This window comes from Plantactinospora sp. DSM 117369 (assembly GCF_053764795.1).
In genome coordinates, this window is record NZ_CM132446.1 from 3,690,816 (window position 1) to 3,704,928 (window position 14,113).

The window sequence follows — 14,113 nt, forward strand, 5'->3', positions numbered from 1 at the left end:
CGCTCCTCGACCCGCTATCTCCAGAACTCAACCGGCGGCGTCGACGACCTCGAAGTAGTGGTCGAGGACCGCCTGCGGGCGTACGTCGACGGCGACCTCGTGCGGGCCGGGCCCGGCAGCCCCGCCGTCCGTGCCGCGGAAGGTGGTGATCCCGGCCGCCGGGCCGCCGTCGCGGGCGACGGTCACCTGACCCGGTGCGAAGGTGCACAGCGATGGTGCGAAGAGCGTGGCTGCGGCCAGTGGGTCGTGGAAGGTGACCTCCGGCCGCTCCGCGAACCAGGACGCGGCCATGTCGGCCACCGGCCGCAGCAGGGGGTTGGCGCAGCGCTCCAGGAACGCCCCGGCGTCCATCCGTACCCGGGTGGTGACGTCGAGGCCGACCGAGCGGTGCACCGCCACCGGCGTGGCGTAGACCCGGGCGGCGGCGTACGGGTCGCAGTGGATGTTCCACTCCGGGCCGGGTACGGAGGTGAAGGCGCCGCCCATCAGCACCAGCGAGCGCAGCAGCGCGGGGACCTGCGGATCGACCGCGAAGAGCAGGGCCACGTTCGTCAGCGGGCCGATCGCCAGCAGGGTCACCTCACCCGGATGGGCGCGGATCGTCTGCCGGAGGAACTCCACCGCCGCTCCGGTCGGAAACGAGGTCTCGTGCTCCCACCGGGCCAGCGCGGCGGCCTGCGGCGGCGGGCCCTGCACCGGCGGGCTGGCCAGCGGCTCGGCCGCTCCGGGGAGGATCGGCACGGTGCGCCCGGCCACCCGGCACAGCACGCTGGCCAGCGCCGCCCGGGACTCCGGCTCGGCGCTGACCGTGGTGATGCCGAGCAGGTCGCAGCGCGGCTGCGCCAGCAGGTACGCGAGGCAGACGGCATCGTCGATGTCGTTGCCGATGTCGGTGTCCAGCAGGACGAGGCTTCGTTCGGCCATGATCCATTATCCATCCCGTCGGGCCGTTACCGCAGGGTCGAGCCGGTGACGGCTGGGTTGCCCGGCCGGGGCAGCGCCCGGACCGGCGTGGTCGGGGCGGGCGGCGTGGCGGTGGGGTGACCGGGTGGCCGGAGCCGTCGGTGGCGGGGTCGCCGCACCGGTGCCGGCGGCTGCCGGAGCCATCGCGGGGCGGCCGGCGGCGCGGCGCCCGGGCGCTCAGGGGATCCGGGCGACGGCGCCGTACATGCAGATGTCGACCGGCTCGGGTGGGGCGCTGCCGGGTTCCGGTCGCCAGTTCCCGATCGGCACGACCCCCGGGTCGACCAGGTCGAGCCCGCTGAAGAAGCGGGTGAACTCGTCCCGGCTACGCGGCCGGCTCAGACCGCCGGTGGCCGCGTTCGCCTCCTCCAGTTTGGCGACGGTCTCCGCCGGCAGCCCGTCGTAGGTGCCGTGCGACATCACCAGGTAACTGCCGGAGGGCAGCGCGGCGACGAGCCGGGCGACCACGCCGTACGGGTCCTCGAAGTCGCGGACGAAGTGCAGGATCGCGACCAGCGTCAAACCGACCGGCTGGCGCAGGTCGAGGGCGGCGTGCAGTTCCGGGGCGTCCAGGATCGACTCCGGCTCCCGCAGGTCCCGCTCGATGTAGGCGCTGCGGCCCTCCGGCGAGGAGGTCAGCAGGGCGCGGGCGTGCGACATCACCAGCGGGTCGTTGTCCACGTAGACGACCCGGGACTCGGGTGCGATCCGCTGGGCGACCTCGTGGGTGTTGTCGGCGGTCGGCAGCCCGGTGCCGATGTCGAGGAACTGCCGGATGCCGACCTCGCCGGCCAGGAACCCGACCGTGCGTCGCAGGAACCTGCGGTTCTCCTGCGCGGCCCGCTTGACCGTCGGGAAGACGGCGGCGACCTGGTCGCCGGAGATCCGGTCGGCGGCGAAGTTGTCCTTGCCGCCCAGCCAGTAGTTGTACCGGCGGGCGGGGTGCGCCACGTTGGTGTCCACCTTTGCGGCCGGACTGGTGTCGCTCACGGTACCTCCGAGGAGTCGGTTCACCGGTCGGGTCGGTTCGAGTGGCCGAGGCGGCCGACCCGGGGCCGGACGTGGTGCCGGGGTACGGCACCGCACCGATTATGAGCCACGGCGCCTGTTCCGTCGATCTTGTCCCCCGTTGGTGTCCCCGGACGACCGGCTGCGGTTCAGGAGCCGACGGGTGCGGAGACCGGCGCCGCCCAACCGTCCGGTACGGGCAGCCCGGCCGCGCGGCGGGCCAGGATGGCGGCGCCGACCTGGGCGGCCTGGACACCGAAGGCGGACGGCACCACCTCGGGCGCGGTCCGCCAGGCCAACGCCGCGCGCAGCGCCTCGCGTACCGGGTCGAAGAGTTGGGCACCGGCCTCGGCCAGACCACCGCCGAGCACGATCCGGGCCGGGTCCAGGGTCAGGGTCAGGGTGGCCAGCGCGATGCCCAGCGCGTGGGTCGCGGTGTCCCACACCGAGCCGGCCAGCGGATCGGTCGTGGCGGCCGCGGCGATGGCCCGGCTGTCCAGCCCCGGGGTGCCGCCGAGCTGGGCGTAGCGCCGGGCCAGGCCGCCGGCCGAGGCGTACACCTCCAGGCAGCCGCGCTGGCCACAGGGGCACGGCTCCCCGCCGGGGTGCACCGGCATGTGCCCGACCTCCCCGGCCGACCAGGCAGTGCCGGGTACCGGCTCGCCGTGCAGCACCACCGTGGCGGCGATGCCGGTGCCGAGCGGCAGCAGCACGAAGTTGGCCAACCCCCGGCCGGCCCCGGCCACCGCCTCGGCGACGCCGGCCGCCCGGGCGTCGTGCCCGATCGCCACCGGCAGCCCCAGGTCGTCGTGCACGAGCGCGCGCAGCGGTACGTCGCGGAACCGGATGTTCGAGGCGTACCGCACCAGGCCGGCGGCCTCGTCGACGATGCCCGGGGTGACCACTCCGATCCCGGCCGGTGTGGCGCCGCCGGCGAGGGCCGCGTCGCGCAACCGCCGGCAGAGGTCCCGGAGCGCGCCGACCGGGTCGCCGTCGGCCCGGGACGGCACCACGACCGAGTGCCGCAGCTGGCCGTCGGAGTCGAAGACGCCGCCCTTCATGGTCGTCCCGCCGACGTCGACCGCGAGGACGCAGCGACCGGCGGACGGGTCCCCGGGAGGCGAGGCGTCGGACCGGGCGCTGACGACTGGCGGAATCACCGGGTCGCCACTGTGAGGTCCGCGGCGAAGTCGCGGTCCAGCGGAAACACCGGCCGGAGCAGGCGCTGGTACGGCAGCCGCTCGATGTCCTGGTCGACCCCGCCCGGGGTCAGCGCCAGCAGCCAGTCGCCGGCCGCCTCGAAGAGTTCGGGTTCGAGGTAGCCGATCTTCACCACCACCAGGTCGACGTCGTCCACCGTCACGCCCAACCGGGCGTACGAGGCCAGTTGGCGGTACTGCATCCGCCGCGAGGTGACGAAGACGCTGAGGCCACCCACCCGTACGCTGACGCACCGCCCGCCGTCCGGGTCCTCGGCGACCGCCTCCAGTACGCCGTCGAGGCGTACCGGACCGGGGTCGCGGGTGTCGATCCGGCCGCCGACCGGGACGCTGACCGGGGTGCCGAGCGGCTGGTCGGCGATCTGGGCCACGGCGTCCGGGTCGACCAGCGAGGCGTACACCGCGCGGACCGCGCCGTCCCGGATCTGCGGGCGGGCCAGCATCCGGGCCAGCGCGTAGGTGACGTCGTCGGCGCCGCCGGCCCCCGGGTTGTCGCCGGAGTCGCTGACGAAGAAGGGGCGCCGGGTCGGGTCCCCGATCGCGACCAGTGCCGTGTCGAGGCACTCGTCCAGGCTGCCGGTCGGTGCGACGAAGGCGAACTCGTCGCGGGCCGCCCAGAAGTGCTCGCCGAGTTCCCGGGCCGCCCGGCTCGTCGCCTCGGCGTCGGTGCCGGTGACCACCACCGCGCCCCGGCACCGGGGCTGGTCGGCCCAGGCGAACCCGATCCAGATCGCGGCGTCGACGATCCCGTCCCGGGCCTCGATCTCGGGGATCCGGGCGTAGAGCCCGCGGGCCGGCTCGACCCGGGTACTGGTCATCTCGCCGGGGAGCAGGATCGGCACGTGCACCAGGGCCTTGTGCGGGCGCTGCCCCCGGCGCAGCGCCTCGACCAGGTTGCGGGCCGCCCGCTCGCGGGTTTCCCAGACGTCGACGTGCGGCGCGGTGCGGTAGCAGGTGAGCAGGTCGCAGCCGGTGAAGAGCACCGGCGAGACGTTGCCGTGCAGATCCATCGCGGCCGAGACGTACGGCTGCGGCCCGATCACCGACCGGATGGCGGTGACCAGGTCGCCTTCGGCGTCGGTCCGGCCGACCACGCTCATCGCGCCGTGGATGTCCAGCAGTACCCCGTCGACCGGGCCGAGCCGGGTGAGCCCGTCGACGATCTCGGCGGCCCAGGCGTCGTAGCTGGCCGCGTCGACCGCACCGCCGGGCAGCGCCCGGGCGTGCACCAGCGGCAGCCACTCGACGTCGGCGGCCCACGGCCGGGCCGGGGAGAGCCAGGCGTAGCGGGCCAGCAGCGCGTCGCCCCGAGTGACCTCGAAGTCGTCGGCAGTGCTCAGGTGCGGCGAGAAGGTGCTGGACTCGATGTGGATGCCGCCGATGGCGATCCGCAGGGGACGGTGCACGGGTGGAGCTCCTCAGGCGGGTCGGGCGTCGGCCACGGCGCGGACCAGATGCCCGAGGCCGACCAGGCCGGCATCCGGGCCGGCGACGCTGGCCTCGATGGACAGGGACTGGGTCATCGACGGCAGGCACCGCTCGTAGAGCATCCCCCGGGCCGCCGCGACGTAGACGTCCAGACTGGACAGGGCTCCGCCGATGACCACGGCGTCGGGGTTGAGGAAGTTGACCAGGCCGGAGAGGGCCACCCCGAGCAGCCCGCCGGCCCGCCGGACCAGCGTCACCGCGGCCGGTTCGGCGTTGACGACCGCGGCGATGACGTCCCGGGTGGTGGTGATCGGCTGGCCCTGCTCGGCGAGTTGGGCGGCGAGGGCGGCACCGCTGGCGACGGTCTCCAGACAGCCTCGGCTGCCGCAGGAGCACTGCCGCTCGCCGCTGTCGGCCACCCGTACGTGGGTGACGTCGCCGCTGAGTCCACGGCCGCCCCGGTAGATCTGGCCGCCGCTGACCAGGCAGCCGCCGATGCCGGTACCCGCTTTCACGTAGACCATGTCGCCGGTGTCCCGGCCCCGGGTGACGTACTCGCCGATCGCCGCCGCCTTGGCGTCGTTGTCGACCACCACCGGCACGTCGAACCGCGCCCCGAGTTCGGCCTGGGCGTCGACGCCGCTCCAGCCCGGCATCCGGGCGGGCCCGACCAGCCGGCCCCGGGGGAACTCGACCGGGCCGGGCATGGCGGCCCCGATCCCGAGCAGGGCCTGTCCGGGGGCGGTCGCGGCGCGGATCCGGGTGAAGGCGTCCCCGACCACCTCGAAGACCTCGCCGGGGCCGGCGGCGATGTCGATGCCGATCTCCTCGGCCGCGAGTAGCCGGCCGTCCGGGGTGCAGAGGCCGACCCGGGCGTGCCGGGCGCCGAGCTCGGCGACGGCGAGGACCCCCTCGGGCCCTCGCAGCCGCAGGATCCGGGGCCGTCGCCCGCCGGTGGAGCGGCCGACGCCCTCCTCCAGGATGGCGCCCTCGTCGAGCAGCCGGCGCACCACCCCGGTGACGGTCGAGGGCGCCACCCGGAGCGCCTCGACGAGGTCGGCCCGGGAGGTGGCCTCGCCGCTGGCCAGCAGGCTGAGCGTCTGGTCGCGCAGGGTGGCGGAGATCGACGGGTCCGACATACCTCTCCTTCTTCCAGCCGGATCGTCCGGGTTCCCTTGCGGCTACCGGAGGTAGGGGACGGGGGATCACCGCGAAGGGTAGCGGACGGGCTTCGGCGGCTTTGATCCTAGCCTGACAGAAGTCCTCGAAGAAAGTAGGTTAATTTCGTTGACGAGAAACTTAATCGCCTATACATTCTCCGCATTGATCGCTCGGGAAGCACCGGCTGGACGCGACGCCCCTCGCGCCCGGCGACGCGGGGCACGCGCACATCGATCGAGGAGACTCATGAGGAGCAGATTCCACCGGGGCGCACTCCGCGGCACCGTGGCCGTGGCCAGTGCGCTCGCCCTCGGGTTGGGCCTCGCCGCCTGTAGCGGCGACAGCAGTTCGTCGGGGAAGGGCGGAAGTCAGGGCAAGGACACCGCCACCGTCGCGTTCCGGACCCCGAACTGGATCCTGCCCATCTCGGCCCCCGGCTTCACCCAGGGCGAGAACGCCATCTTCGGCAACGCCCAGTACCGCCCGCTCTACCAGTACAAGCTTGACGGCACGGCGAAGTACAACATCGACACCGAGCGGTCGCTGGCCAACCCGCCGGAGGTGAGCGACGGCGGCAAGACCCTGACGATCACGCTGAAGGACAACACCTGGTCCGACGGGAAGCCGATCACCACCCGGGACATCGACTTCTGGTGGAACGTCGTCACGGCGAACAAGGACAAGTGGGCGTCGTACCGCAAGGGCGGCTTCCCGGACAACATCGCCGCCTGGACGATCAAGGACGAGAAGACCTTCTCGGTCACCACCACCCAGGTCTACAACACCGCCTGGTTCGTCGGGAACCAGCTCAACCGGATCACCCCGATGCCGCAGCACGTCTGGGACAAGGATTCCGCCACCGCGAGCGTGAGCGACCTGGACAAGACCCCGGCAGGGGCGAAGAAGGTCTTCGACTTCCTGATGGCGGCGTCGAAGGACCCCAAGACGTACGCGAGCAACGACCTCTGGAAGGTCAACAGCGGCCCGTGGAAGCTGGAGAAGTACGTCCCGAACGGCGAGGTCGTGCTCGCCGCGCAGCCGAGCTACTCCGGTACCGACAAGCCGAAGCTGTCGAAGATCGTGCTGCGGCCGTTCACCAGCGACGACGCCGAGTTCAACGTGCTCCGGGCCGGTGAGATCGACTACGGATACGTGCCGGCGGCCAACCTGTCCCAGAAGTCGTACCTGGAGTCCAAGGACTACACGATCGCACCCTGGTACGGCTGGTCCATCACCTACCTCCAGCTCAACTTCAACAACCCGAAGACGGGCGTGCTGTTCAAGCAGGACTACCTGCGCCAGGCGATGCAGATGCTGATCGACCAGCCGACCATCAACAAGGTCATCTGGTCCGGCATGGCCGAGCCCACCTGCGGTCCGGTACCGCCCAAGCCGGGCACCGCCGGCTCCGCCGAGAACGGCTGCGTCTACTCCTTCGACCCGAACAAAGCGAAGGAACTACTGGAGACCCACGGTTGGAAGGTGACGCCGGACGGGCAGACCACCTGCCAGAGCGCGGGCGCCGGGGCGAACCAGTGCGGCGCGGGCATCGCCGCCGGCACCCCGCTGGCCTTCACCGTCACCAGCCAGAGCGGGTTCGCCGCCACCACCAAGATGTTCGCCGAAATCAAGTCGCAGATGGCCAAGCTCGGCATCGAGCTGACCATCAAGGAGGTGCCGGACTCGGTCGCGGTCACCCCGGCCTGCAAGCCGACCGAGGCGACCTGCTCGTGGGACATGTCCTTCTTCGGCTCCCAGGGCAGCTGGTACTACCCGGCCTTCGCCAGCGGCGAGCGGCTCTTCGCCACCGATGCGCCGGTCAACCTGGGCAGCTACAGCAACACCCAGGCCGACCAGCTCATCGAGGCCACCCAGTTCTCCGGCGACGACACCGCACTGAAGGCGTACAACGAGTTCCTGGCCAAGGACCTGCCGGTGCTCTGGATGCCGAACCCGGTGTTCCAGATCTCGGCGTACAAGTCCGGGTTGCAGGGCGTCGAACCGCAGGACCCGATGAACAACATGTACTTCCAGGACTGGTCCTGGAAGTAGTCGGCAGAAACTGACCGTCCCGGCTCCGGCGGCGCCCTCGCGAGCGCCGCCGGAGCCCCCGATCGGGGAGGATCCGCCCGTGGTCCGGTACCTCGTCACGCGCCTGGGCCAGGCTCTCATCGTCGTCGTACTCGTCACTGTGATCGCGTTCGTTCTGCTGCACCTGCTCCCCGGCGGCGCCGCCCGGGCGACGCTGGGCAAGGAGGCGACGCTGGAGCAGTTGGCGGCCTTCAACCACGAGATGGGCTACGACCGGCCCTGGATCCAGCAGTACGGCATGTACGTACAGCGCCTGCTGCACGGCGATCTCGGCTACTCGTTCCAGCTCAACCAGTCGGTCACCGAGGCGGTCAGCCAGCGGCTGCCCAAGACCATGGTGCTGTCGCTGCTCTCCACCCTGCTGGCGATCGTGCTGGCCATCCCGCTCGGGGTGATCCAGGCGGTACGCCGCAACCGCTGGCCGGACTACACCATCACCTCGCTGTCGCTGCTGGCGTACGCCACCCCGATCTTCTTCATGGGGCTGATGCTGATCATCGGATTCTCGCAGCTCTGGCCGATCCTGCCGCCGGAGGCGCCGCAGGGCTTCACCGTCGGCGAGGTGCTGGCCGACCCGGCCGGGCTGGTACTGCCCACCGTCACCCTGGCGATCGTCACCATCGCGGTCTACTCGCGCTACGTCCGCTCCTCGATGGTCGACAACCTCAACGAGAACTACGTCCGGACGGCCCGCAGCAAGGGTCTCTCCGAGCGGCGGGTGGTGCTGCGGCACACCCTGCGCAACGGACTCTTCCCGGTCATCACCCTGCTCGGCATGTACCTGCCGGCGCTGTTCAGCGGGGCCCTGGTGGTGGAGTCGCTGTTCAACTTCCCCGGCATGGGGCACCTGTTCTGGCAGGCGGCGCTCAAGCGTGACTTCCCGATCCTGCTCGGGGTCACCCTGATCATCTCGGTGGCGACGGTGCTCGGCGCGCTGATCGCCGACCTGCTCTACGCCGCGGTGGACCCGCGGGTACGACTCCGGGGGAGCACCTCGTGACCACCCTGACCGAGCTGTCCGCCACCGGCCCGGTACGCGCACCGCAACCGGCCGCCCCCGACGACGCCCCGGTACGCGGCCTGTGGCGGCAGGGAGTCGCGGTCTTCTGCGAGAACCGGCTCGCCCTGGTCGGCCTCGGCCTGTTCGTGCTGCTCGCCGGGGTCTGCTTCCTCGGGCCGTTCTTCTACCACACCGACCAGGTGCACACCGACCTCACGCAGGTGCACCTGGCGCCCGGCGCCGGGCACCCGCTCGGCACCGACGGGGTCGGCTACGACCAGCTCGGCCGGTTGATGCTCGGCGGCCAGACCTCGATCGTGGTCGGGCTGGCGGCGGGGATCCTCGCCACCTTCCTCGGCACGGTCTGGGGCGCGGTCGCCGGTTTCGCCGGCGGCTGGGTGGACGCCGCGATGATGCGGGTGGTCGACGCGATGATGTCGATCCCGTCGCTCTTCCTCTTCATGCTGCTGGCCGCGATCGTCACGCCGAGCGTGCCGATGCTGATCCTCATCATCGGCGCCTTCGCCTGGCTCGGCCCGGCCCGGCTGGTCCGGGGCGAGGCGCTGAGCCTGCGCTCCCGGGAGTACGTCCAGGCGATGCGGGCGATGGGCGGCACCGGCGGCCGTGCGGTACGCCGGCACATCGTGCCGAACGCCATCGGCACGGTGATCGTGAACGCGACCTTCCAGGTTGCCGACGCGATCCTCTACGTCGCCTACCTGTCCTTCCTCGGCCTCGGTGTCCCGCCGCCGGCCGCGAACTGGGGCGGGATGCTCTCCGACGGGCTCGCGGACACCTACAGCGGCCACTGGTGGCTGCTGTATCCGCCCGGAATCGCCATCATCCTCATCGTGCTCGCCTTCAACTTCATGGGCGACGGGCTGAGGGACGCCTTCGAGGTCCGCCTCCGGCGCCGGTAGGGGGAGTAGGGGAAATGAGCGCACCGATCAACTCGACCGCCGGGACCGGGCAGGTGTCCGGCCGGTCCGGATCGCTGCTGGAACTGCGGCACCTGCGTACCGACATCGCGCTGCGACGCGGCACGGTGCACGCCCTGGACGACGTCAGCCTGGAGGTCCGGCCGGGGGAGACCCTCGGCATCGTGGGCGAGTCGGGCAGCGGCAAGACGATGACCGCGCTGTCGGTGATGGGCCTGCTGCCGTCGGGTGGCGAGGTGGTCGGCGGAGAGATCCTCTTCGAGGGCCGCGACCTGCGGTCGCTGCCACCGGAGGAGGTACGCCGGATCCGTGGCGTCCGGATGGGCATGGTCTTCCAGGACCCGTTGACCTCGCTGAACCCGACGATGCGGATCGGCACCCAGGTCGCCGAACCGCTGCGGGTGCACCAGGGGGTCGGCAAGGCGCAGGCCCGGGAGCAGGCGATCGACATCCTCCGCCGGGTCGGGATGCCCCGCCCGGACAAGGTGGTCGACAACTATCCGCACGAACTCTCCGGCGGGATGCGGCAGCGGGTCGCCATCGCGATGGCGCTGGTCTGCTCGCCCCGGCTGCTGATCGCGGACGAGCCGACGACCGCGCTCGACGTGACCACCCAGCGGCAGATCCTCGAACTCATCGACGACCTGCGGGAAGAGTTCGGGATGGCGGTCGTGCTGGTCACCCACGACCTGGGCGTGATCGCCGGCCGGGCCGACCGGGTCGCGGTGATGTACGCCGGCCGGGTGGTCGAGACCGCCAGCACCGGCGAACTGTTCCGGTCGCCCCGGCACCGCTACACCGAGGCGCTGATGGAGGCGCTGCCGGAGTCGGCGACCCGGGAGCCGGACGCCCGGCTTTACAGCATCCCCGGGCTGCCGCCGGACCTGTCCCGGCCGCTGACCGGCTGCCGGTTCGCGCCCCGCTGCCGGTACGCGACCGACGACTGCCGGAGCAGCGAGGTCGCCCTGACCGCCGGGCCGCACCAGTACGCCTGCCTGCACCCGGTGACCGTGTCGTCAGCCCCGGCGCCCGGGGCGCCCGCTGCCACCACCGCCGGGACGCCGACCGCCGTCAGCCCCGCGACGCCGCCGAACGCCGGCCCTGGCGAGGCGGGTACGTCGGCCGTGGCGGCCGAGCCCCGGACGGGTGCACCGGCACCGGCGCCGCGTCCGGCCGGGCCGGCCGGGACAACGGAGTCCCGGTCGGCAGCACCGGCACCGATCCTGTCGATCCGCGAGCTGGTCAAGGACTACCCGGCGAACGGTGGCGGGCTGTTCCGCCGCGCCGCCGGGCGGGTGAGCGCGGTCGCCGGGGTGTCACTGGACGTCCAGCCGGGCGAGACGTTCGGGCTGGTCGGCGAGTCCGGGTGCGGCAAGTCGACCGTGGGCCGCCTGGTGGTCGGGCTGGAGCGGCCGACCGCCGGGCAGGTCGTGCTGGACGGTACCGACATCGCGAGCCTGGACCGGCGGGAACGCCGCCGGATGCACCGGCAGGTCCAGTTGATGTTCCAGGACAGCTACGCGGCGATGAACCCGCGGATGCGGGTCGACGCCATCCTCGCCGAGCCGTTGGAGATCCAGCAGGTGGGCGACGGGGCGGCCCGGCGGGCCCGGATCGCCACCCTGCTCGACCAGGTGGGGCTCTCCCGACGGGTGCTGGAACGCTATCCGCACGAGTTCTCCGGTGGCCAGTTGCAGCGGATCGGGCTGGCCCGGTCGCTGGCCCTGCAACCCCGGCTGATCGTCGGGGACGAGCCGGTCAGCGCGCTGGACGTGTCGATCCAGGCGCAGGTGCTCAACCTGATGCGGGACCTGCAACGCGAACTCGGCCTGGCGTACGTCTTCATCAGCCACGACCTCTCCGTCGTCGACTACATGTCGGACCGGATCGGGGTGATGTACCTGGGCAAGCTGGTCGAGGTCGGTCCGGCGCACAGCGTGGTCCGGTCCGCCCGGCACCCGTACACCCAGGCGCTGATCGACGCGGTCCCGTCCGCCAGCCCCGATGCCGCCGCGGACCGGGGGAGCATGAGGATCCAGGGTGAGCTGCCGAGCGCGGTCAACCCGCCCACCGGATGCCGGTTCCGCACCCGCTGCCCGATCGCGGCCGAGATCTGCCGGACGGAACCGCCGTTGACCGGCGGCGTTCACCAGGTGGCGTGCCACTTCCCGCTGCGCCCGGAGTCGAGCGCGGCGACCGCCGGGGCGGGCGCGGCCGGATAGCGAGCCACCCCGAGCTGGTCGGCGTGGCCGGGTCGGCGGTGCCCGGACTCCGACCCGGACCCGGTCACCCGTGGCCGGGTCGGGGCGGCCGGACCGCCCGGCGGTCGGTCAGGCGGTCGGGAAGCCGTACCGGGCGGCGTGCTCGGGGTCGGCGGGGTCGATCTGCCGGATCCCCTCGTCGGCGAGTCGCTTGTTGACCTCGTCGAGGTGGTCCCGCACCAACCGCGCCTCCTCCTCGGTGACCCGGCCCCGGTGCGGCTTGCCGGCGTGCTCCAGGGTGGCGTAGTCGACCCGTTCCCGGCTCGCCTTGGCCGGGCGTACCCGTTCGGCGGTCCGCAGCAGTTGGGCCATTGGCACGTCGGTGGCGAGCGCGTCGAACTCGCTGGCGGTGAGCACGACCCGGCGGGGAGCGTCACCCGGCTGACCGTCGTGGATCTCCACCACCGCGACGTCGAGCGCCGCGTCGTCGATGCTCTCGACCTCGGTCGGCTCGGCTTCCAACTGCACCGGCCCGGCGACCAGGTCGGGGTGGTCCAGCACCACGATCCGGACCACCTCGTCGGCGGACTGGACCACCTTGCCACTCAAGTCGGAGACGTGAACCGTCCGCTTACCCATGCCTGCGATATCTCCTGTCCGGGCGGGGCCGCCTGACGCCAGCTCCTCGGCGGGCGACGGCCAGCAACAGAAATTACCCGACAGGTGTGCGAACCGCCCGGTGGGGGCCAGGGTGTGTCCCGGTACCTACATCTCCTGACCGTCCCGCTTCATCCCCTCCCGTCGCAACCGGCACCACCACCGCCCGCGCTGCCTGCCAAGGGCCGGTGCGGGCGGGCGGTCCGTCGTCGCCCGCGCCCGGCCTCGCGGGAATATCCGTACTCCGTACGGTGTACAATGTAAGGAGTTAGTTCGACTGCCCGGGAGCCGCTCGTGAAAATCACCTCCTCCGCCGTCTCGCTGAACGTGGCGGACGTCGCCGCCTCCAGCAGTTTCCTCGTCACGCACTTCGGGTTCCGCGAGGCGATGGCCGCCGACGGCTTCGCGTCGCTGACCAGGGACGACGCCGGGATGAACGTCATCTTCCTGCGCCAGGGCCTGCCGTCGCTGCCGGCCGACCAGCGCGACGACCACGCGCGTGGCCTGATCCTGGCCTTCGTCGTCGACGACCTGGAGGGCGAACTCGCCCGCCTCCAGGCCGAGGGTGTGACCATCACCATGCCGCTCACCGTCGAGGAGTGGGGCGAGCGGGCCTTCCAGGTGCGCGACCCCAACGGCGTCATCGTCCAGTTGGTCGACTGGAACGGACCCAGCCAGTAGACCCGAGCCGCCCGGCCGTGGCCCGCCGACAGGTGCCGGCGGGCCACCGCGTCCTCGGCGGCTCGCCCGTCGGATCGACGGTCAGCTTCCGGTTCCGCCTCGGCTGCGGCCGGCGGGGACGAGACGCGAGCTGTACAGGCCGGCACTGGTGACGCCGTAGAACGGAGGCAGGATGATGAAGATCACTAGCCCGGCCAGCGGTGTGACCAGAACACCGAGGAGACCGCCCACGGCGTACAGCAGCACCCCGATCAGCGCCCGAAGTCGTTCGCTGGGGAAGAACCGCTCGTCGACCCCGTCGACCAGTAGGTCCCGGTGCCTGGCCAGGTAGTGGAAGAACGCCAGCCAGCTCGCGCAGAGCAGCGCGCCGACCAGCGCGTAGAGGGCGGTGGCGACGCGCTGGTCGGCGACGTCGTGTTCCTGTAGCGCCCGGGAGAGCACGGCGGTCGGAAACGGCAGCAGTGCGGTGCTGAACAGGACGAGCAGGTTCATCCAGTGCAGTCCCCGGTCAGCCTGCCGGATCCGGCTGAACGTGGCCTTGTGGTTCAACCAGACGACGGCGATGTACAGGTACGACGCCACGTACGCCGCATAGCTGGGCCACTGGTCCAGCAGCCCGGACAGCAGTTGGCCCGGCTCGACCTCCGGCACCCGCAGATCCAGCACCAGCAGGGTGATGACGATCGCGAGGACGGCATCGCTGAAGCCCTCGGCACGGACGGTGTCCGTCCGTGCCACGATGTCGTCGGTTGGCCCACCCACGGC

General features: G+C 71.9%; 12 protein-coding genes. 5 read left to right on the forward strand and 7 right to left on the reverse strand.

Annotated features, from left to right (window positions below):
* Positions 1-27: 27 nt before the first annotated feature.
* The 5 genes from ACSMXO_RS16085 to ACSMXO_RS16105 all read right to left on the reverse strand — a co-directional run bounded on the left by ACSMXO_RS16085 (position 28) and on the right by ACSMXO_RS16105 (position 5,758).
* A complete protein-coding gene (locus tag ACSMXO_RS16085; protein WP_455418348.1) occupies positions 28-924 on the reverse strand; it encodes a nucleoside hydrolase in 897 nt (298 codons plus the stop codon).
* A 216-nt stretch (positions 925-1,140) separates the two neighbouring features.
* Entirely contained in the window at positions 1,141-1,953 is an 813-nt protein-coding gene (locus ACSMXO_RS16090) for an SAM-dependent methyltransferase (protein ID WP_346256640.1), read from the reverse strand.
* 167 nt (positions 1,954-2,120) lie between these two features.
* Positions 2,121-3,128: an ROK family protein gene (locus ACSMXO_RS16095; protein WP_455419250.1), complete on the reverse strand. Its 1,008-nt coding sequence runs from the start codon at positions 3,126-3,128 to the stop codon at positions 2,121-2,123.
* Positions 3,128-4,597 carry a M81 family metallopeptidase gene (locus ACSMXO_RS16100; RefSeq protein ID WP_455418349.1) on the reverse strand — a complete coding sequence of 490 codons (1,470 nt, stop codon included), beginning with the start codon at positions 4,595-4,597 and terminating at the stop codon, positions 3,128-3,130. The genes ACSMXO_RS16095 and ACSMXO_RS16100 overlap by 1 nt, the downstream gene beginning before the upstream one ends.
* 12 nt (positions 4,598-4,609) lie before the next feature.
* Positions 4,610-5,758, reverse strand: coding sequence for an ROK family transcriptional regulator (locus tag ACSMXO_RS16105; RefSeq protein WP_455418350.1), 1,149 nt, complete (start codon positions 5,756-5,758; stop codon positions 4,610-4,612).
* A gap of 268 nt (positions 5,759-6,026) precedes the next feature.
* On the opposite strand from ACSMXO_RS16105, the gene ACSMXO_RS16110 reads away from it, so the two are divergent.
* From ACSMXO_RS16110 to ACSMXO_RS16125, 4 genes are all read left to right on the forward strand, one after another.
* Positions 6,027-7,832: a peptide ABC transporter substrate-binding protein gene (locus ACSMXO_RS16110; RefSeq protein ID WP_455418351.1), complete on the forward strand. Its 1,806-nt coding sequence runs from the start codon at positions 6,027-6,029 to the stop codon at positions 7,830-7,832.
* A gap of 79 nt (positions 7,833-7,911) precedes the next feature.
* Positions 7,912-8,871 carry an ABC transporter permease gene (locus ACSMXO_RS16115; protein ID WP_346256644.1) on the forward strand — a complete coding sequence of 320 codons (960 nt, stop codon included), beginning with the start codon at positions 7,912-7,914 and terminating at the stop codon, positions 8,869-8,871.
* A gap of 5 nt (positions 8,872-8,876) precedes the next feature.
* Positions 8,877-9,791 carry an ABC transporter permease gene (locus tag ACSMXO_RS16120; RefSeq protein WP_455419251.1) on the forward strand — a complete coding sequence of 305 codons (915 nt, stop codon included), beginning with the start codon at positions 8,877-8,879 and terminating at the stop codon, positions 9,789-9,791.
* A gap of 14 nt (positions 9,792-9,805) precedes the next feature.
* Positions 9,806-12,031, forward strand: a complete 2,226-nt coding sequence (locus ACSMXO_RS16125) for a dipeptide ABC transporter ATP-binding protein (protein WP_455418352.1) — start codon at positions 9,806-9,808, stop codon at positions 12,029-12,031.
* A 108-nt stretch (positions 12,032-12,139) separates the two neighbouring features.
* Here the strand turns inward: ACSMXO_RS16125 and ACSMXO_RS16130 are convergent, their stop codons facing one another.
* Positions 12,140-12,649, reverse strand: a complete 510-nt coding sequence (locus ACSMXO_RS16130; RefSeq protein ID WP_455418353.1) for a hypothetical protein — start codon at positions 12,647-12,649, stop codon at positions 12,140-12,142.
* Between the two features lie 312 nt (positions 12,650-12,961).
* Between ACSMXO_RS16130 and ACSMXO_RS16135 the strand changes: the two genes are divergently transcribed.
* Positions 12,962-13,348 (forward strand): VOC family protein, encoded by a 387-nt coding sequence (locus ACSMXO_RS16135; RefSeq protein WP_346256647.1) that lies wholly within the window; start codon positions 12,962-12,964, stop codon positions 13,346-13,348.
* Positions 13,349-13,429: 81 nt separating this feature from the next.
* Here ACSMXO_RS16135 and ACSMXO_RS16140 read toward each other — a convergent pair whose 3' ends face one another.
* Entirely contained in the window at positions 13,430-14,086 is a 657-nt protein-coding gene (locus ACSMXO_RS16140; RefSeq protein WP_455418354.1) for a TMEM175 family protein, read from the reverse strand.
* Positions 14,087-14,113: the final 27 nt, after the last annotated feature.

Bases quoted from the DNA above. Each gene is read 5' to 3' on its own strand.
- ACSMXO_RS16130 (WP_455418353.1), bottom strand. From the start codon at position 12,649: ATGGGTAAGCGGACGGTTCACGTCTCCGACTTGAGTGGCAAGGTGGTC.
- ACSMXO_RS16125 (WP_455418352.1), top strand. From the start codon at position 9,806: ATGAGCGCACCGATCAACTCGACCGCCGGGACCGGGCAGGTGTCCGGC.
- ACSMXO_RS16110 (WP_455418351.1), top strand. From the start codon at position 6,027: ATGAGGAGCAGATTCCACCGGGGCGCACTCCGCGGCACCGTGGCCGTG.
- ACSMXO_RS16085 (WP_455418348.1), bottom strand. From the start codon at position 924: ATGGCCGAACGAAGCCTCGTCCTGCTGGACACCGACATCGGCAACGAC.
- ACSMXO_RS16105 (WP_455418350.1), bottom strand. From the start codon at position 5,758: ATGTCGGACCCGTCGATCTCCGCCACCCTGCGCGACCAGACGCTCAGC.